General features: G+C 48.7%; 14 protein-coding genes. 5 read left to right on the top strand and 9 right to left on the bottom strand.

The genetic code is table 11. The features are described from left to right. Window positions 1–9: 9 nt before the first annotated feature. Together N530_RS0115435 and N530_RS0115430 are read right to left on the bottom strand one after the other, a co-directional pair. On the bottom strand, window positions 10–330 hold the full coding sequence (locus tag N530_RS0115435; protein ID WP_026481441.1) for a 2Fe-2S iron-sulfur cluster-binding protein: 321 nt from the start codon (window positions 328–330) through the stop codon (window positions 10–12). Between the two features lie 118 nt (window positions 331–448). After that, window positions 449–832, bottom strand: coding sequence for an Hpt domain-containing protein (locus N530_RS0115430; RefSeq protein ID WP_081774001.1), 384 nt, complete (start codon window positions 830–832; stop codon window positions 449–451). Window positions 833–1,143: 311 nt separating this feature from the next. Between N530_RS0115430 and N530_RS0115425 the strand changes: the two genes are divergently transcribed. Beyond that, window positions 1,144–5,943 carry a hypothetical protein gene (locus N530_RS0115425; protein WP_026481440.1) on the top strand — a complete coding sequence of 1,600 codons (4,800 nt, stop codon included), beginning with the start codon at window positions 1,144–1,146 and terminating at the stop codon, window positions 5,941–5,943. Window positions 5,944–6,020: 77 nt separating this feature from the next. On the opposite strand, the gene N530_RS0115420 is transcribed toward N530_RS0115425, so the two are convergent. The 4 genes from N530_RS0115420 to N530_RS0115405 form a co-directional block, all read right to left on the bottom strand. Beyond that, a complete protein-coding gene (locus N530_RS0115420; RefSeq protein ID WP_035267405.1) occupies window positions 6,021–6,635 on the bottom strand; it encodes an ABC-type transport auxiliary lipoprotein family protein in 615 nt (204 codons plus the stop codon). A 62-nt stretch (window positions 6,636–6,697) separates the two neighbouring features. Further along, a complete protein-coding gene (locus N530_RS0115415; RefSeq protein WP_026481438.1) occupies window positions 6,698–8,074 on the bottom strand; it encodes an MlaD family protein in 1,377 nt (458 codons plus the stop codon). A 1-nt stretch (window position 8,075) separates the two neighbouring features. Continuing rightward, on the bottom strand, window positions 8,076–8,897 hold the full coding sequence (locus N530_RS0115410) for an ABC transporter ATP-binding protein (protein ID WP_026481437.1): 822 nt from the start codon (window positions 8,895–8,897) through the stop codon (window positions 8,076–8,078). Then, complete coding sequence (locus tag N530_RS0115405; RefSeq protein WP_035267291.1) at window positions 8,898–10,100, bottom strand: ABC transporter permease; 1,203 nt, start codon at window positions 10,098–10,100, stop codon at window positions 8,898–8,900. A 111-nt stretch (window positions 10,101–10,211) separates the two neighbouring features. On the opposite strand from N530_RS0115405, the gene dgcA reads away from it, so the two are divergent. The 4 genes from dgcA to N530_RS0115380 all read left to right on the top strand — a co-directional run bounded on the left by dgcA (window position 10,212) and on the right by N530_RS0115380 (window position 15,598). Then, a complete protein-coding gene (gene dgcA / locus N530_RS0115400) occupies window positions 10,212–11,186 on the top strand; it encodes an N-acetyl-D-Glu racemase DgcA (RefSeq protein WP_026481435.1) in 975 nt (324 codons plus the stop codon). A 15-nt stretch (window positions 11,187–11,201) separates the two neighbouring features. Continuing rightward, entirely contained in the window at window positions 11,202–11,978 is a 777-nt protein-coding gene (locus N530_RS0115395) for an SDR family oxidoreductase (RefSeq protein WP_026481434.1), read from the top strand. Between the two features lie 89 nt (window positions 11,979–12,067). Then, a complete protein-coding gene (locus N530_RS0115390; RefSeq protein ID WP_026481433.1) occupies window positions 12,068–14,380 on the top strand; it encodes an NADP-dependent malic enzyme in 2,313 nt (770 codons plus the stop codon). Window positions 14,381–14,521: 141 nt separating this feature from the next. Then, window positions 14,522–15,598 (top strand): DUF2865 domain-containing protein, encoded by a 1,077-nt coding sequence (locus tag N530_RS0115380; RefSeq protein WP_026481432.1) that lies wholly within the window; start codon window positions 14,522–14,524, stop codon window positions 15,596–15,598. On the opposite strand, the gene gltX is transcribed toward N530_RS0115380, so the two are convergent. Genes gltX through N530_RS0115365 form a run of 3 tightly spaced genes read right to left on the bottom strand, consistent with a single transcriptional unit; the run spans window position 15,516 to window position 19,839 of the window. Then, the gene (gene gltX, locus N530_RS0115375; protein WP_026481431.1) at window positions 15,516–16,895 is read right to left on the bottom strand and encodes a glutamate--tRNA ligase; all 1,380 of its coding nucleotides are present in this window, start codon (window positions 16,893–16,895) and stop codon (window positions 15,516–15,518) included. The genes N530_RS0115380 and gltX overlap by 83 nt on opposite strands. 46 nt (window positions 16,896–16,941) lie before the next feature. Further along, window positions 16,942–18,159 (bottom strand): MFS transporter, encoded by a 1,218-nt coding sequence (locus tag N530_RS0115370; RefSeq protein WP_026481430.1) that lies wholly within the window; start codon window positions 18,157–18,159, stop codon window positions 16,942–16,944. Then, on the bottom strand, window positions 18,160–19,839 hold the full coding sequence (locus N530_RS0115365; protein ID WP_026481429.1) for an NAD+ synthase: 1,680 nt from the start codon (window positions 19,837–19,839) through the stop codon (window positions 18,160–18,162). It abuts the gene before it with no gap. Window positions 19,840–19,872 lie beyond the last annotated feature (33 nt).

The raw sequence follows: 19,872 nt of genomic DNA, 5'->3' as shown, positions 1-19,872 counted from the left end.
TTGAAAATATCAGGCCTGACGTTCAGGGACATGAACAACAAGTCCGTCCAAATCATCCGTCATTTTTACTTGGCAAGAAAGACGTGATGTTGGTTTTTGCTCATAAGCAAAATCAAGCATGTCTTCTTCCATCACGTCTGGCGTACCAACTTTTTCGCTCCACGCATCATCAACATAAACATGGCAGGTCGCACAAGCACAGGCACCACCACATTCTGCTTCAACGCCCGGCACAGAATTTTTGACAGCATTTTCCATAACGGTTGAACCGCTGGCTACATCCAGATCAAATTTGGTGCCATCAAAGGCGACGATAGTTAGCTTCGGCATGGTTTCTCCAACTGATAAGCTTTGGGCGTTACTCACGCCTAGTCTCTAAGTTGCGGCTTAGCTGTTGACTGTCAATTGTCAAGTATTGGCGTTTTACAACCTACATATTGTGCAACGATTAGCGCAGCAATGAGGATATGTAATCACAGGTCGTGTTAACCTCGGCCGTTAATGTAGAAACATAAGAAACTTCTGAAGGATTGTTTTCCAAATCATCTGCGCAATTAGCAACATTAAATGCGCCAACGGCACGTGCCGCGCCTTTTAAATTATGGGCAGCGAGTTTACGCGTCTCACAATCACAATCCTGCGCCATTTCACGCGTTAGCTTATGGGCTTGGCGCAAAAACATCTGAAGAACCTCTTCTTCCAGATTGCGATTGCCACCTGTTTGACGCGCTAAATGCACCAAATCTACAGGACGCGACCGCGCCTCCATGTGTGATTCCCCTGCTGGAGAGGAGAACACCGGATGACCGGCTTTAATAACTGCTTGTCCCATATCAACACCTTATTTCACGCGTACACAAACCGTTCCCAACATTAATCGTGCCAGAAAATCCTGCCCATCCGGTTAACAAAAGGGCGGAATTGCTGGATTTTGGGCATAAATAGCTGGATGATTATCTAGCGCGTTAACTTTATATTTAAACTTTTAGTGGTTTCGCGATTCAATTGTTTATTTCACAAGCCTGTATCGATACGATACGGGCAAAGCGTGATGACACCCTAATTGTGCCTTTTTATAGGCAATATAAGTGACATCTAAAAATAATGAGTATGCGTACAGGCTTTCGGGCCAGGTGAGGCGAAATGGCAGTTAAGAAGAATGACCTAGCAGATCTTGATCTGGATATGGAAGCAGCTCTTCAAAATGCACTTGATGAAGATCTAGGTGACGATCTGGATTTGGATCTCGATGAAGAGCTATCACTTGATGATTTTGAAAATCAGGTGGCAGAAGCCGCGACTGAATTAAAAGGCGATAACAAGCCTGCTCTTCAGGCTGCGAATCAGACGGCGGCTGCCGCAGCAGCTGTTGCGCCGACATCTTCCTTCCGCCCTGCTAATGATGATGACGCAGAGCGTGAATATGCACAGATGATTGCGCGCCTTAATAACAAGCCTGCCAGCTCATCCTACATCGTTGCTACTCTTATTAGTTTGCTGTGGGTCGCTGGCGGCATCTTCTTGGCACACACACTTTATGCACCGCAAGTTTGGCAAGTGAGCAGCTTTGCAGAGCTACAGGCAATTCCTGGAGCGCTCGCTGTATTGGTCGGCACAATTGTGCCTGTGTTTATGTTCTTCTCATTTGCGATCATGATTCGCCGTGCACAAGAAATGCGGATGACAGCCCGCTCAATGAGCGAGATTGCCTTCCGCCTTGCTGCCCCTGAAAAAATGGCATCAGACCGCGTTGCAACAGTTGGACAGGCAATTCGCCGCGAAGTTGCTGCTATGGGCGAAGGTATTGAGCGCACAGTTGCGCGTGCATCAGAGCTTGAAGCCCTTATGCAGACCGAAGTGAATGAACTTGAGCGCTCTTATTCTGACAACGAAGTGCGGGTACGCTCGCTTCTTACAGACCTTGGCAATGAGCGCGAAGGCATCGTAACCCACGCAGAGCGTTTACGCGCTTCAATTTCTGGCGCGCACGAAGAGCTTCGTGATGAACTAACCAGCGCTGCTGATGTTATTCGTGACAATGTCATGAATGCATCGACACAGCTCACCATGGCCCTCAACCAATCTGGCGAACAGCTGGTTGGCCGTATTAATGAGAGCGGCGGCGAGATAAATCAATCGATTGCTAAGCGTTTGCAGGAAGTTTCGGGCAATTTGCTTTCTTCAGGCGAAACATTTGCAAGCCTACTCGACACACGTATCGCGACTCTACAGACGGAAACCGATAGCGCGAGCCAGCGTCTTGCTGAAGCACTCGAAGCCCGCTCTTCATCTATGGTCTCACTTATCGGCGGCGCAACAAGCTCTATGACGAGCGAATTTGATACGCGCATGGCTGATATGGAACGCATTCTAAGCGAACGCGGCACATCACTACTCCATGAGTTCCAAACACGCGTAGAAGCCGTCAATACAGGTACTGAGCGCCTTGATAATGCGCTGGATTCACGCGCACGTCAGCTAAACGAGACACTTCTCGAGCGCACACGCGCAATTGCCGAAACTATGACAAGCGGTGCAGATACATTCTCAAGCCGCATCGGCGAGCAAGCGGCAAGCATAACAACATCACTTTCTGCAGAACTTGAAAGTCGTGCGGCTGCATTCACAGAAAAATTAAACGCGGTTTCAGGCTCGATTAGCGAGCGCTCAAACTCATTCCTGCAACATGCAGATGAGAAGACGCAGGCCATTTATGGTGCCGTGGATCATACAACAAGCAAACTTGGCGAACGTTTGGATGCGAGCAAAAATGAGCTTGAACAAACTCTTGAACAGCGCAGCTCGCAAATCGACGCCTCTATTACTTCGCGTACAGCTACACTCACAGCCAAGGCTGACGAATTTGCAAAAGTGCTCGACGAGCGTGCCAATGCGATCGAAACCAAAACGGATCAGACAACGGCCCGTCTGGCTTCTTCACTTAGCGCACAGGCATCAAAACTCGACGAGACACTGCAAAAGAATGCATCCAGCCTAGATGAAAAACTGTCTGCACAAGCGCAAAACATTGACCGTAAAGCTGATGAATTTGCAAAAGTGCTCGACGAGCGTGCCAATGCTATCGAAACCAAAACGGATCAAACAACGGCCCGCCTGGCTTCTTCGCTTAGCGCACAGGCGTCAAAACTCGACGAGACAATGCAAAAGAGCGCATCCAGCTTTGATGAAAAACTGTCTGCGCAAGCGCAAAACATTGACCGTAAGGCCGATGAATTGGCTGCCCGCGTGGAAGCAGCAACGTCCAACACAGTCAGCAAGCTTGGTGAAACTTCTGAAGACCTCTTGGCGCGTCTTGATGAGAAAACACAGGCTATCTACGGCTCTGTGCAGCATACCGCTGAAAAACTGACCAACGCACTTGCCGGCCAAACAGGCGGCATGGATGCCAAAGTTGATGAGCTAGCAGCACGCTTTAAACGCGTGACAGAAGAAACCTATAGCCGCATTGATACTGACGGCCGTAACTTCCTTGCGCAGCTTGATGAAAAAGCAAACTCCATCAGCGGTTCAATTGGCCATAACAGTGCCAAATTCAGCGAAACCTTTGACTTGCAAAGTGCAACGCTTGAAGAAAAACTATCGTTGCTCGATGCCCGCCTCACCGCGATTTCAGAAGCAACCTCGCAGCGTATTGAAGAAACATCGACAGGCTTCATTTCGCAGCTTGATGCACGGACCAATGCAATTTATGGCGCAGTTGACCGCACAACAGAACGTCTTGGTGCAGCTCTGAGTGCGCCAGCAGATGATTTGGAAGCAAAAGGCGCTAAACTTGGTGAACGCCTAAGCGCAGTAGCAATGGAAATGTCAGCGCTAGTTGAACAGCGCACAGCTGCAGCCGTTGATTCAGTACAAGCAAGCACGACAGCACTTGATGAGACATTCACGTCTCAAACAGGCATTGTTACCGAGCGCACTGAAACAATGGAAAAAGCACTAACGATGGGCGTCGACAATGTCAGACGCACATTGGAAGAAAGCGCTGGCAAACTTGCTGCGACACTGCGTGACAAAGTTATTGAATCACGCCGCGAAATTGAAGAAGAAGCAAATCGCATTGCGCAAATGTCGAGTGACAATTCTGAAGGCCTCTCTGAACGTATTGCCGCTGTTCTTCGCAGCCATCAGGAAGGCCTAACAGCTGAAATCAGCCGTTATGAAAGCCAGATAGAAGCACGCACTCAAGAGCTCAATACTATTCTTGACAACTCAGCTAAACCGCTTGTTGATCGCTTGACTGACAGTGGTCAGAACCTTGCTGCAGAGCTTGAAGCTGCGACGAAAGCTGCAACCGAGCGCTTGCGTGCGGAAAATGCAGAGCTGGTCAATATGCTTGCAACACGCACTGCCGATACATTGACTGCTGTTGAAGATATGCAGCGCAGCCTTAAAGGCGGTGTCGATGGCATGATGGGTACATTGACTGCAAAAACACAGGATACTGTAAATACCGTCGAAACGATGCGTTCAAATCTTGAAGGCAATGTTGATGGAATGCTCAACTCTATTACCAGCCGAACTGCACAGGCCGTTAATGCTGTCGAAGGCATGAACCAAAACCTCAGCGAGAATGTTGGCGATCTTGTTGAACGCCTATCTGCATCTAATTCGCGCTTGGGTGAATTGATTGAGCATGCAGCAGCTAACATTGGTTCAATTGATGGACGCCTGGATGCTAGCACAGAAGCCTTCTTGAAAAAAGCAGGCGGTGTTGCTGAAAATCTTGCTCAATCTGTCTCGTTGCTTACAACCAACACCAATAAATTGGATGATGTTTCAACCAAGACATTGCAAAACGTGGCTTCAATCGCGTCGCGCTTTAACGAACATGGTCACGTGCTAGAGCAAGCCTCTAACCTACTTGGTTCAGCCCAAGACAATCTGTCATCTACGCTTGAAGAGCGCCGTGATGCACTGGAAAATCTGTCTGCGGGTCTGGTTGGAAAATCAGAAGAGATACAAGGCTTGATGCGTTCATTTGAAAGCGTCATTACCTCAACGCTTGATACAATTGAGAAACGCGCATTGTCTTCAACCGACAATCTGGCCCATTCTATCCGCCAGACGGCTGAAGACGCTATGAGCCGGTTTGATGAAGCAACCACCGACATGCGCCGTGTCTCAACTGAAATGCGCGATGAGCTTGCAACGACACGCGACGAAGTTCGCAAAGGTGTCATGGCTCTACCAGAAGAAACACGCGAATCCGCAAACGCTATGCGCCGCGCTGTAACCGAACAAATCAAAGCATTGAAAGATCTTTCACGCATCGTTGAAGATTCTGGGCGCGCCTTTGATGTCGGGAACGGGGGAGCACGCGGAAAAAAGGCCTTGGCCTCGGCGACCGCTACTAAAACAGCGCCAGTCGAGGCACCAGTTGCAAACCGTCCTGCTGCACAGGCGCAGCGGACACCTGCTCCACAACAGCCTCAATTGCGTGGCACAGTGAGTGCTGCGCCAACAAGCAGTGATAAAACGGCATCAAGTGGCTGGGTAAGCGATTTGCTACGCCGCGCATCGCAAGAAGGTGATTTGCCAACTGCGGGAGCGAAAAAAGAACCTACACGCACGGATGCGCGTAAAGCTGACACGCTCAACACATTGTCAGCCGATATCGCTCAGGCGATTGACCATGAAGCATCGGTTGCGCTCTGGGATCGCTATCGCCGCGGTGAACGCAACATATTCACACGCAGTCTTTATACGCTGCGTGGGCAGAAAACCTTTGAGGAAATGAAGCGGCGCTATGATAACGACCGAACATTTGCGGACACAGTCGATCGTTACATTGCCGATTTTGAACGACTAATTGATGATGTAAGCCGCAATGATCGTGATGGCACGATGGCACTTAGCTATCTGACATCTGACACAGGCAAAGTGTACACCATGCTTGCTCATGCAAGCGGCCACTTAAAGTAAACCGCAGTCAATAATCCAAACAAAAAGGCCGGATGCAGCGATGCAATCCGGCCTTTTTATATCGATATGAAGAGCTGTTAAATTTTAGTCGTAACCCAAACAACCATTTTCTCGCTAACGTCTTTAAAGGCAGTATCGAGTGCACGCACGTAAGCGCTTGATGCACTTGAACCTGCATTCGCAGTCGAGGAGAACACTTGGCTGGAAATGACAGTGCCTGTTCTATCATTAAGCAGTTTCACAGCGATTGTAACTTTCGCACGGTTACCAGTAGCAACGACCCCAAACTCACGGATTTCAGTAATCAACTGATAGTCAATCGCCAGTCCTTGGCCCGGCAGACCAATCCCAGCGAACTTATTTGAATTATCAAAGGCCGTCGCAATCTTTTGCTGAACCACACGCGGGAGGCGATCACTCCACTGCGCTTCAGATAGATATTGAATGGTGAGATTAGATGTCTCAATCACGATATTTTCGGAATCAAGTGCTTTGAGCGCGACCGGTTCAACGATCAAAATTTGAGAACCACGGCGCACGGACTGTGCATTGGTGACTTCCGCAGCAGATAGTTCAAACGTATCAGAAATCGCTTTCTGGCCACCAATAGCAGCACAGCCACTGAGCAAACCGAGACCGATTGCACTGATTGCACCGCGCAAGAAACGTTTTTCTGCGATCAAATTTACCATTACAAAAACCAATCATTTACACCAAGCGCGCGGTCAGCAACCGCGCCACTTAGACAATTACATTATCGACGCTGACGCGCGCCGTCAAAACGCTTCACATCACCTTCACCACCAAACAATAGGCGTTGAGGGTTGCTTTCGAGCGACGTGATTGCACTCTCAATACGGCTAATAGAGCGACGCGTTTCAGAAACCAACGCCTCAACATCGCGCAATCCCCTGCCCGAAAATCTCTCAAGCCCAGCTGTTATCGTGCCAAGGCGCGCATTCAGCGTATCAGCTACAGCACGAAACGAGGCCAGCGTTTGATCGACATTGTCCATAACATTTTCTGCTGAACTATCGCCGAGGAAACCATCAACCTTGGCCAAAACACCATCAACCCGCACGGATGCCGCATTAAGACGTTCTGCCATTTGCGACGCATTGGCGAGCAAAGTTTCAATATCTTTACGGTGCTCGCCGAGCCCATCCGTCAGCGTGCTTACTTCTTTGGCCGCCTTTTGAACTTCCGTTCCTGCATCGGCAAATCCGCTAACCGCCCTGTCGATGTCTTCAGCTTTAACTGCGCCAAGAATGTCCTGCAGCTGGCTTACAATCTGCTCAACCTTAGGTCCTGTACCTGAATAAGCATCAACCAATGCCGTTACAGAGCTTCCAACGCCAGTCAAATCCCCTGACAACTTATTAAAGTTTTCAGTCACACCTTTTGCATTCGTCAAAATTGCCTGCAAATCTTCTGGCGGTATAGAAGCAACTAGACCGTTCGCACTATTAAGCAGTGTGCTCATATCGCCCGACACCGCTTCCAAAGTATTACCAAGATCGCCCATGCTCTTCATGAAGAGCTCGACTTTATCTGTGTTCTTAGCCGCAGCATCAGTCAGTTTAGCCGTATTGGTGAGGGTTTGTGTCAGCGGTCCACGCGCATCAGCAACAAAGCCTTCCAATTCGCTCAAAACACTGTCCGTGCGATCAAAAATATCCTGCGCAGTAATGAGCAAATTGTTCACCGCAGATGGGTCTGCTGTTACCGAGGCAACGCCGCCCTCATTTTCAGCCGCTTGAAAAACAGTCGCTTCATTAAAATCGCCGCCTTCAAATTCGATATGCGCAATACCAGTAAGACCAGTAAAGCCTAGAACCGCCTTCGTAGAAGGAGTGATTGGCAAATTGTCACGCACGCGCGAACGCGCAATCACGATCCTTGGATTGGTTGGGTCAAAGCGCAAATTTGTCACCTTGCCAACATTGATACCATTAAACAGCACTGGGCTGCCAACGCCCAAGCCTGTAACAGAACCTTCAATCACAACATCAAGGTCTGTCTGCGATTCGCCGCCGCCGGATCTTGCGATCCAAAACACGAATGCGAACGAAGCCGCAAAAACTGCGACTGTGAACAAACCAACAAGTGTATAATTTGCTTTCGTTTCCATTTTACTGGCTCGCTAACTTAGAATTATTGTTCTGCATTTTACGTTGCGCTTCATCAAAGGCTGGAATAGTGCGCGCCCGTTCGCCCTTAAAGTAGGATTGTATCCACGGATCGTCTTGAGCAAGCATATATTGCAGATCGCCAACAGCAATAACCTTTTTCTGCCCTAGCACTGCAATACGGTCTGTTACAGAAAACAAACTGTCCAGATCGTGCGTCACCATATAGACAGTCAGGCCAAGCGTATCGCGAAGCTTTGCAATCAAACCATCGAATTCTGCGGCCCCGATAGGGTCAAGCCCTGATGTTGGCTCATCCAAAAACACAATATTTGGATCAAGCGCCAAAGCGCGAGCCAATGCTGCGCGTTTAATCATACCGCCAGACAATTCTGATGGAAGCTTATAAGCATCGCTACGTTTCAGCCCCACCAACTCCATCTTAACAAGCGCAAGCTCACGCATCAGACTTTTGGGCATTGAAAGATATTCACGCATCGGCACTTCAATATTTTCAGCCACCGTAAGCGATGAAAATAATGCGCCATGCTGAAACAAAACGCCCATGCGCATATCAATGGCCAAACGCGTTTCGTCATCAGCAGCATCAATGTCATGGCCAAAAAACTTGACCTGACCATTCTGGCGTTGATTGAGACCGAGCACGCTGCGCATCAGCACAGATTTACCTGTACCAGAGCCCCCGACAAAGCCGAGAATTTCACCAGCATAAACATCAAGATCAAGATCATGCAGCACGACATGATCGCCGAATTGCACGTGAACATCGCGAACCGATAAAACAATGTTGTTTACATCAACCATCTAGAAATTCACCGCCGCAAAAAAGATTGCAAACAAGCCATCAACCACGATGACGACGAAGATAGATTTAACAACAGACGATGTAACGCGGCGACCCAGCGATTCAGCACTGCCCTCCACTTTCATGCCCTCAACCGAAGCAATAATACCGATGATAATTGCCATAAATGGCGCTTTGATGATGCCGGCAAAAAAGCTCGTCATATCGACAGCTTCCCGAACACGGGTCATAAAGGCATCAGGAGAAATACCCGAATATGTTTGAGCGACAATCATCGCGCCGCCCAAAGCGGCCATATTCGCAACAAACGTTAAAAGCGGCAGAGAAATAACCAGCGCTATCAAGCGCGGCAAAATCAATACGCTGATTGGATTGAGGCCAATGACTTTTAGCGCATCAACCTCCTCGCGCATTTTCATCGAGCCAATTTCAGCTGTAATCGCGCTGCCTGACCGGCCAGCGATCATGATTGCAGTCAAAATGACACCAATTTCGCGCAAAACCAAAATGCCGACGAGGTCAACGACGAAAATCTCTGCGCCAAAATAACGCAATTGGAAGGCGCCCTGCTGCGCAATAATAGCGCCCATAATCACGCTCATCAGAACGATGATTGGAATAGCGCCGACACCCATTTTATCTATTTGGCTGGCAATCGGCGCAAATGACATGCGGCGGCCTTGGCCCGTTTTCCCTTGCGAGCCTCGAACAGCTGCGCCAAGCAAATTCATCGAAGCCATGAAATCAGCGGCAAACGAATATGACATTTTGCCAATTGCCGCCAATACTCCAGATAATTGGAATTGCGCAGGCTTCACAACTTCACTTTTGTCATTGGTCACAGCATGCATTACTGCATCGAGCAAGATTTCATTGTTTTTGCTAAGGTTTCGAACTTCAACCTCATTTCCATCGTCCTGAATCCGTAACTTCAGACGGGAAATCATCCACGCACCGGCCGTGTCCAGCATGGTTATATCAGCGCAGTCGATAATAAAACGAACAGGTTGTGTTGGCAGCTTGATAGCTTTGAATTTCTTATCTACCGTACCCACGCTATGGGTAGCCCAAACACCATCAAGCGCAATCGTGTGCGTATCGCCCTCGCTTGTCTCCGAAAAAGAAGGCAAACGTATTTCTTGATCGGACAATGATGAAATTGCCGATCCCTTCTTTAATATTGTACTATTAGTTCGAGTCATGCTGCTGTTCTTAAAGTATTAACAAAACTATGTCTGCAACCTGAAAGACACACTTGCATTCGTTCTCGACTAAATTCCAACATTATCACAACAATCGATATCGAGTTGACCATGCTAAAAATAAAAATTGAAAAACAAAGCTATCCTATTCGTGGTGAGTTCCGGATTTCTCGCGGCGCGAAAACACAAGCGGAAGTAATTTTATGTCAGATTGAACAAGATGGTCTGATCGGTAGCGGCGAATGCGTACCATACAGCCGTTACGGCGAAAACATGGACAGTGTTTTTGATCAAATCTCGGCAATCAAGCATGGCGATATGAATGAAGTCGAAGCACAGGTCACAAGCCTTAAACCTGGCGCTGCGCGCAACGCACTTGACTGCGCGCTATGGGATTGGAAGGCTAAGTCCACAGGAAAAACTGTCGCTGATCAAATTTGCGCCATGACACCGCGCCCAGTGGAAACTGCATTCACACTCTCATTGGACACACCGGGCCGTATGGCGGATGCAGCACGCGCAGCTTCGCACCGTGCCGTTATCAAAATCAAGCTCGGCGGTGATAATGATATTGCATGCATGCATGCCGTGACAGCAAATGCGCCAAGTTCACGCATAATCATCGATGCGAATGAAGCTTGGACCAGCGATATATTTGCTAAAATGATGCGCGAGGCTTCACGATTGAAAATCGCACTCATAGAGCAGCCCCTACCCGTTGATGATGACGATATATTGCTCGATATTCCCCACCCTGTGCCCATCTGTGCCGATGAGAGCATTCATACATGCGAAGAGCTGGGTAATTTACGCGGAAAATATGATTTCGTGAACATAAAGCTGGATAAAACCGGTGGATTAACAGAAGCTCTAAAACTACGCGATAAAGCACGTGAACTTGGCTTCGGAATAATGGTGGGCTGCATGGTGGGATCATCGCTTGCAATGGCTCCAGCGGTGCTACTGGCACAGGATGCAGAGTTTGTTGATCTTGATGGACCATTATTGTTGGCAAAAGACCGGAGTCCAGCCTTGCACTATTTTGGCAGTACGGTATCACCCCCAACACCATCGCTTTGGGGATAGAACCAGGAGAGTAAAATGGATCTAGGTATTAAAGGCCGCAAGGCAATCATTTGCGCCTCAAGCCGAGGCCTTGGCAAAGGTTGCGCACTCATGCTGGCTGATGCTGGCGTTGACCTAACAATCAATGGCCGCGACGAAAAAATCACTCAGGCAACAGCCGACGAATTGCGCGCCAAAGGCGTTGAAGTCACCGTCGTGATCGGCGATGTCTCTGAACACAAAACGCAAGATGCGTTGCTTAAAGCCTGCCCAGAGCCAGACATTTTGGTCAACAATAATGGCGGCCCGCCTCTGAAAGATTTTAGAGAGCTTGACCGCGATGCAATCCTTCAAGGTGTAACACAAAACATGGTGACACCGATTGAACTGATGCAGCGCGTTGTGGACGGTATGGCAGAGCGTCAGTTCGGCCGTATCATCAACATCACATCCTTGTCTGTTTACAATCCAATTTTGGGCCTTGATCTATCGTCGGGTGCCCGCGCTGGCCTAACAGCGTTTTTGGCTGGCATCGCCCGCTCAGTTGCCAATAAGAATGTTACCATAAACAACATCCTGCCTGGGAAATTTGACACCGACCGTATCCGCAATACAATCGTATTTGCAGCCGATAAAAAAGGGCTTGAGATCGATATCGAAAAAGCAAACCAAATGGCATTAATTCCAGCCAAGCGCTTTGGAACGATTGAGGAATTTGGTGCGACAGCCGCGTTCTTAGCATCTGCCCATGCAGGTTATATGACCGGCCAAAACATCATACTAGACGGCGGTGTGTACCCAAGTGCTTTTTAAAAACAGATAAAGTGTTTCGCATTAAACACGCTTCACCACAGCAATGAGCTCCATTAACACTATTACTTTAACGAATTCAGGATGCCGCCATGTCAGATAAAGATGAGCAGAAAAAGAAACTCTCCGATTTCGAAGAAAGCGCGCTTTTCTATCATCGATATCCAAAGCCTGGTAAGTTAGAAATTCAAGCCACAAAACCGCTGGGTAACCAGCGCGACTTGGCACTGGCATATTCCCCTGGTGTCGCAGCCCCCTGTCTTGCTATTGCAGCAGATGCAAGCAAAGCCGCCGATTATACAGCGCGCGGCAACCTCGTTGGTGTTGTATCTAACGGTTCAGCGGTTCTTGGCCTTGGTAATATTGGCGCACTGGCTTCCAAACCAGTGATGGAAGGTAAAGCGGTTCTCTTCAAAAAATTTGCAGGCATTGATGTTTTTGATATTGAAATCGATGCACCTGATGTCGAAACAATGGTGCAGGTCACGCGGGCTTTGGAGCCAACATTCGGCGGCATCAACCTAGAAGATATCAAATCGCCGGAATGTTTCGAAGTTGAAGAGCAACTTCGCAAACAGATGAAGATTCCAGTCTTCCACGATGACCAACATGGCACAGCCATTATCGTTGCAGCAGCTATTCTCAACGGCCTTGAACTTGCTGGCAAAGACATCACAACGGCAAAAATCGTAACGTCAGGTGCAGGTGCAGCGGCCCTTGCCTGCTTGAACCTACTCGTCGCTTTGGGCGCACCTTATGAAAATATCATCGTCACAGATATTGACGGTGTTGTTTACAAAGGACGGCCAATTCCATGCGATAGATGGAAATGCCTCTTTGAGCGAGAAACCGAAAAACGCACTTTGGCAGAAGCGATTGACGGCGCGGACGTGTTCCTCGGTCTTTCCGCTGCAGGTGTTTTGAAGCCGGAATATTTGAAATCAATGGCTGCAAAGCCGCTCATCATGGCGCTGGCGAACCCGACACCAGAGATCATGCCAGACCAAGCAAGAGCAGAACGCCCTGATGCTATGATATGCACAGGCCGCTCCGACTTTCCAAATCAGGTTAACAACGTTCTTTGCTTCCCGTATATTTTCCGCGGTGCATTAGATGTTGGCGCAACGGCGATTAATGAAGAAATGAAAATGGCAGCCGTGCGCGCCATCGCTCAACTTGCCCGTGAAGAACCGTCTGATGTTGCAGCCCGCGCCTATTCCGGTGAGACCCCGATTTTTGGGCCGGAATATTTGATCCCGTCACCATTCGATCAGCGCTTGATTTTACGCATTGCGCCCGCCGTTGCAAAAGCTGCGGAAGAAAGCGGCGTTGCCACCCGTCCAATTACGGATCATGAAGCCTATATGGATGGGCTAAACCGTTTCGTCTTCCGATCTGGTCTTGCCATGAAGCCAATCTTTGCAGCGGCGCAGTCTGCACCGATGCAGCGCGTTATTTATGCAGAGGGCGAAGATGAGCGCGTACTACGTGCAGCTCAAATCGTTATTGAAGATAAGATTGCACAACCAATTCTCGTCGGTCGCCCGGAAGTCATTACAGCACGGCTCGAACGTTTCGGTCTTCGCATTCGTCCTGACCGCGATTTCGAACTCATCAACCCGCAAAGCGATCCACGTTACCGCGATTATGTCGATGACTTGATCCGCATTGGCGGACGAAAAGGCGTTACGCCTTTCGTCGCACGCACATTGGTACGCACAAATACGACCACCATTTCAGCACTTGCGCTGATGCGCGGTGATGCGGATGCGATGCTGTGCGGCCTTGAGGGGCGCTATGAACGTCACTTGCGCTCGGTACGAGAGATCGTCGGCACGAAGGAAGGCACGCAAGATTTATCTGCGCTTTCAATTCTGATTTCGCAGCGCGGCCTTACATTCTACACCGACACCTATGTGTCACTTGATCCATGCGCTGAAGAGTTGGCTGAAATGACAATCCTTGCAGCAGAAGAAATTCGCCGTTTCGGCGTTGAGCCTAAAGCTGCGCTGGTATCGCACTCAAATTTCGGCTCTCGCCCTTCTGAATCTGCGATTAAAATGCGCCGTGCAACCGAAATTCTGCACAGAATAGCCCCTGAGATAATGGCCGATGGTGAAATGCATTCAGATAGCGCGTTGATACCAGAGCTTCGTGACAGAGTATTCCAACATTCTGTTCTGGAAGGTGAAGCGAATTTGCTCGTGTTCCCTAATTTGGATGCTGCAAACATTACGCTTAATGCCGTGAAATCTATGACAGACTCACTTCATGTTGGACCGATTTTGCTTGGTGTTGCTCGGCCAGCCCATGTTATTACCACATCGGTGACGTCAAGAGGTGTGGTCAACATGACTGCAATTGCAGCTGTGGAAGCTGCACAGCAAGCTAAGGCGGCAAAGTAAACGATGTAGGAAAACATTAACGCTAATATCAAGCTTTACAAATTGTTGCATTTTTTGTCGCATTTTTAATCAAACAGCGCTTCTTATCTGATATGAGTTGCGTAAGTTTGATCACATCGTATGTTTGAGGCGTAGTGTACATTGCTAGGTTCAAAGGCTTCATTTTCCAGATTTCCAAAGCATGCTGCAACGCTGTTTGCAGCATTGGCATCTTTTGTTTCGGTCTCAATGTCCGGTGCTCAAGCCAGCCCTCAACAATGCGCTAGCTTGCAACACCAATTGTCTTCGCTAAGCGGCGGTTCAGGCAATTATGCAAAATATGATGCTGCTGCCGAACGCCAAAGTACAGAAATCTGGTACGTTAAACGCGACATGCGCCGTGCCAACTGCAATTCATCCAATAGTGGCCAATGCCGGGCCATGACAGCGACATTGCGCAAAATGAATGCAAATTATAAAGCGCTTATTCGCAAACGTGAAAGCCTTAGCGGTGGTTCTGGTCGCAGAGCACAATCAATCAAACGCAAACTTGCGGCGCTAAATTGCAATTCTTCAGGCCAGAGCACGACCAGAAAATCAGTTATCGTCAAGACCCCAACGGCACCACGTATAGCAACGCCTTCCATCGCTACCGGCGGCGGTTACCGCACAATGTGCGTGCGTACATGTGACGGATATTACTTTCCTGTTTCCCATGCTTCATCAAACCGTGATTTCAAGCGTGATGAAGCAATATGTAACGCATTGTGCCCAGCAACAGAATCCCGCTTGTTTGTTTATAAAAACAGCACAGAAGCACAAAGCGAAGAAATGGTCTCACTGGAAGGCAAGCCTTATACAGAGCTACCAACGGCTTTTAAATACCGCACACAAACACGCAGTCCATCATGTAGCTGCGGTGTAGCTGATCCAGCGGCTGTAGGTCTTTCTACTGGAGAGGCAGCTGCAAAAGTTGAAACGAAACAGGATGATCCGCTTTTGAAGCGACTGCCCGCGCCGACCAGCCGCCCTAACCTGTATGCAGATGCAGAATCGCGTTTGAATGCGCAGGCTGACCTAACGGTCCAAACAATGAAGCAATTTGTTGCCCCAAAGACCAAAGATGAAATTATAGCCAGCGCTAATCAGCGCAATGTTAGGGTCGTCGGGCCAGAATTTCTTCCCGACCCAGAAGCGGCAATAAATCTGCAAGCTCCGGCCCCCACGCGCGTCCAGTAAGCGCAATACGCATCGGCATAAATAAACCACGCCCTTTGCGTCCGAACTTTTCTTTGAGCGTATCCGTCCAAGACTTCCAAGTCTGGTCGTTTATCTCGCCTTCAGGCAGATAATCAAAAGCACTGCGCGCAAACTCCAGATCTTCACCTTCTAATGTTGCGTCATTTGCTTTGGCGCTAGCAATAATAGGCCACCACTCACCAGCATCCGTTACTTTTTTCAAATTCTTGACGATCAGCGTCCAAAAATCCTGAGCACGCGGATCAGAAATATCAACACCAGCTGCGCTAAGGCGCTCTTTAACATCGTCAAATGCCAATGCATGAACCAATGTCTCATTCAGCCCATCAAGCTCTGCTGGGTCAAATTTTGCCGCTGATTTGGTTGTTGACGCAATATCAAAACGCTCCGACAACGCAGCCATGTCAGGCACGGCAAACACATTTTCAGATGTACCAATAAGAACCGCCAGCGAATTAACTGCCATCGGCTCATAACCGCTTTCTTCAAGGCTCTTAATGGACAAAGCACCTGTGCGTTTGGAAAGTCCCTCACCGCTGATCGTTGTCAGCAAGTTGTGATGGCCAAACTGCGGAGCTTTTGCGCCCATCGCTTCAAAGATAGCGATTTGCGCACCAGTATTGGTAACATGGTCATCACCGCGAATAATGTGCGTTATGCCCATTTCGATGTCATCGACAACCGAAGGAAGCGTGTAAAGATAAGTGCCATCCTCACGGATCAAAACGGGATCGGACATAGACGCAAGATCAACCGCTTGACGGCCACGCACGGCATCATCAAACACGATTTCAGTGCGCTTTGTCGTAAATGGATCGCTCTCGAAGTTCGGAAGCAAAAAGCGCCAATGTGGCTTGCGACCTTCAGCATCAAAGGTTGCTTTTTCTTCTTGTGTGAGTTTCAGTGCTTCGCGCCCATAAAGTGGCGGTAGTTTTCGGCCGAGACGAATTTTGCGGCGACGTTCCAACTCATCGGCTGTTTCGTAGCAAGGATATAACAACCCTGCATCTTTTAGCTTTTGCGCGGCTTCATCATAGCTTGCCATGCGTTTTGATTGATATTCAACGCGGTGCGGCTCAATACCGAGCCACTGCAAATCCTTGGCAATTTGCTCTGCATATTCTGTTTTTGAGCGTGCGACATCGGTGTCATCATAGCGCAAAACAAACTGGCCACCGCTTTGAAGCGCATAAAGCCAATTAAACAATGCTGTACGCACATTGCCAATATGAATGAAACCGGTGGGTGAAGGAGCAAATCTAACTGTAACTGACATGAATGTCGCCTAACCAAGGATGTAATATTTTGCAAGCAGAATTGGACTATGTGGTTGCGTTACGCCGCAATAGTCCCTTTGAAACGAATGTCATGATACCGCATGCGACAACACAATATAGCCCCATCGCGATAATTTGGCTTGAATAGGACACGCCTATATCAATAAGCCAGCCCGTTAAACCTGGTCCTGCCGCTGTCGAAAACACCATCATCGCAACTGTAATCGCTCTGATGGAACCAAGATGTTTCGTGCCATAAATTTCTGGCCACACAGCACCAAACAAAGTGGATGAAAAGCCATATGATGTACCAAGCAACGCCATAAAAACAAATACCGACCACTGCGCATCAAAACCACCAAGTACGAAACATGCCAGCGAAAGCGGGATGAGAAAACTCGGCAATAAAGCAACAGCAGAAAATCGATCAACCAACGCCCCTGCAACAAGCACAAACCCGATTGTAAACATCGCCATCACAGAAAAGGCCGAAGCAAAGACAGTTAGTGACCAACCGCGCAATTCAACAAGATAAACCTGATGGAAGAAAATTGTTGTGCCTATAAATGCCGACGCAAGCATACCAATCAACAAAAGCCAAAAGAAAATATCGCGCATTACCTCAGGCCGCGTCCAGTCACGCACGGCAGCAACTTTTGGTTCAGGATCAGAGGCTTGCCGCTCGCGGTCCTTTGCGACAAGTTTTGATATCACCGGCAAAGCAAAAACAATAAGCAAAGCTGCCGCCACCAACCAGCTATTTCGCCAGCCAACGGCCCCTGCCACAAGCACAAATGTAAATGGAAGAACCGCCTCACCGACATTGTGCCCGATAGTAACAAATGAGATCGCTTTACCGCGATTGGCGGCAAACCAACGCGCAGTCGCCGTCAATGCGTTTTGTGTCATCATCGCTTGCCCAAAAAGGCGCAACAAATAAATAGACAAAACCAATGCAGCGATATGTGTTGAAAACGCCATACCGACGGCACCAAGTGCCAACATTGGCACAATCATCATTGTAACTTGAGCAGGTGTAAACCGGTCCACAATTTTGCCCATCCAAGGCAAAGTTAGCGCACTACATAGTGTCGCCACCATATAGAGCAAACCAAATTGCCCATGGCTAAGACCGTATTCACTTCGAATTTCGCCAGCCGAAAGTGAAATGAAAAACGTCTGACCGAACGATGAAAACAAGGTCAGTAAAAACGCACCACCAATCCATCGGGCGTTATCAGAAAGGAAATTAAAAACAGACACTTAGTTCCGATCTCTGAATCTATTTGTGATCGGATAGCGACGGTCACGGCCAAATTGTTTGCGGGTAATTTTTACACCCGGCGCAGATTGGCGCCGCTTATATTCTGCGATGTACAGCAAGTGCTCAATACGGTGCACTAACTCTCGATCATGGCCGCGCTCAACAATCTCATTAACGCCCATTTCGCCTTCTACCAGACATTCCAAAATGTCATCAAGCACTGGATAAGGTGGCAAGGAATCCTGATCTGTTTGATCGGGCCTCAATTCAGCAGATGGTGCCTTGTCGATAATGTTTTGCGGAATAACTTCGCCCGACGGTCCAAATGCGGTTGCCGGCACCTGCGTGTTGCGCCAGCGCGCAAGCGCATAGACCTGCATTTTATAAAGATCTTTAATCGGGTTAAAACCGCCGTTCATATCGCCGTAAAGCGTTGCATAACCAACAGACATTTCAGACTTGTTGCCTGTGGTTACGACCATTGAACCAAACTTGTTGGATATCGCCATCAAAATCGTACCGCGTGTACGGCTTTGAAGGTTCTCCTCGGTCACGCCCTCATCTGTTCCCTCAAACATATCAGACAGAGCTGACGTAAAACCTTGCACTGGTTCAAAAATAGGTATGACATCATAGCGGCAACCAAGCGCTTTTGCGCCCGCTTCTGCATCAACGAGCGAATCCTTGGCAGTATAAGTGTAAGGCATCATCACACAGCGAACGCGTTCCTCACCCAGCGCATCAACCGCCAATGCAGCGCAGATCGCACTATCGATACCGCCAGACATGCCAAGAACGACATTTTTAAAACCGTTCTTATTGACGTAATCACGCAAGCCAAACATGCAGGCGCGGTAATCTGCCTCTTCTGCTTCCGGAATTTTCGAGCGCGGCCCGTCAGTGCAAACCCAGACATCGTCTTGACGCTTCCAAGTCGAAATACTTGTTTGCTCTTCAAACTGGCTCATCTGGAAGGCAAGCGAACGATCAGCGTTAAATGCAAATGACGCACCATCAAACACAAGCTCATCTTGCCCGCCCAGCAACGCGCAATAAACCATAGGCAATTCAGATTCGATAACCTGCTTTATCACGACCTGATGACGAATATCGACTTTACCGCGGTAATAAGGCGAGCCATTGGGCACCAGCAAAATTTCAGCGCCGCTTTCAGCCAGCGTTTCGCAAACACCCAAATGTCCCCAAATATCTTCGCAAATTGGAATACCAATTCGCACACCGCGAAAATTCACCGGACCTGGCATTTCGCCCGCATGGAAAACGCGTTTCTCATCGAATTCGCCATAATTAGGCAAATCCACCTTGTAACGCTCCGCAATGATCGCACCCTTGTCGATGACCATCACGGCGTTATAGCGCTTGCCTTCACGAGACAGCGGAACGCCGATAACAGCGCCCGGCCCATCTTCGCTGGTCGTCTTCGCAAACTCTTCGACCGCAGCCTCACAAGCTTTTAGGAAAGCTGGACGCATGACCAGATCTTCAGGCGGATAGCCTGAAATGAAAAGCTCAGGATAAAGCACAAGGTCTGCACCCTGACGCTTGGCATCTTGATATGCCTCCAGCGCAAGCTTTAAGTTACCTTCAATATCGCCAACGGTCGGATTTAACTGAGCAACAGCGATGCGTAATGTATCTAGGGTCGAATGGTTTTCCATAAAGCTGATGTAGCGCGGCTTTTAAAGACGTGC

This window comes from Ahrensia sp. 13_GOM-1096m, assembly GCF_000620605.1.
In the GTDB taxonomy this organism is placed as follows: domain Bacteria; phylum Pseudomonadota; class Alphaproteobacteria; order Rhizobiales; family Rhizobiaceae; genus Ahrensia; species Ahrensia kielensis.
This window is presented reverse-complemented; position numbering and strand designations above follow the sequence as displayed.

Bases quoted from the DNA above. Each gene is read 5' to 3' on its own strand.
- N530_RS0115435 (WP_026481441.1), bottom strand. From the start codon at position 330: ATGCCGAAGCTAACTATCGTCGCCTTTGATGGCACCAAATTTGATCTG.
- N530_RS0115430 (WP_081774001.1), bottom strand. From the start codon at position 832: ATGGGACAAGCAGTTATTAAAGCCGGTCATCCGGTGTTCTCCTCTCCA.
- N530_RS0115425 (WP_026481440.1), top strand. From the start codon at position 1,144: ATGGCAGTTAAGAAGAATGACCTAGCAGATCTTGATCTGGATATGGAA.
- N530_RS0115420 (WP_035267405.1), bottom strand. From the start codon at position 6,635: ATGGTAAATTTGATCGCAGAAAAACGTTTCTTGCGCGGTGCAATCAGT.
- N530_RS0115415 (WP_026481438.1), bottom strand. From the start codon at position 8,074: ATGGAAACGAAAGCAAATTATACACTTGTTGGTTTGTTCACAGTCGCA.
- N530_RS0115410 (WP_026481437.1), bottom strand. From the start codon at position 8,897: ATGGTTGATGTAAACAACATTGTTTTATCGGTTCGCGATGTTCACGTG.
- N530_RS0115405 (WP_035267291.1), bottom strand. From the start codon at position 10,100: ATGACTCGAACTAATAGTACAATATTAAAGAAGGGATCGGCAATTTCA.
- dgcA (WP_026481435.1), top strand. From the start codon at position 10,212: ATGCTAAAAATAAAAATTGAAAAACAAAGCTATCCTATTCGTGGTGAG.
- N530_RS0115395 (WP_026481434.1), top strand. From the start codon at position 11,202: ATGGATCTAGGTATTAAAGGCCGCAAGGCAATCATTTGCGCCTCAAGC.
- N530_RS0115390 (WP_026481433.1), top strand. From the start codon at position 12,068: ATGTCAGATAAAGATGAGCAGAAAAAGAAACTCTCCGATTTCGAAGAA.
- gltX (WP_026481431.1), bottom strand. From the start codon at position 16,895: ATGTCAGTTACAGTTAGATTTGCTCCTTCACCCACCGGTTTCATTCAT.
- N530_RS0115365 (WP_026481429.1), bottom strand. From the start codon at position 19,839: ATGGAAAACCATTCGACCCTAGATACATTACGCATCGCTGTTGCTCAG.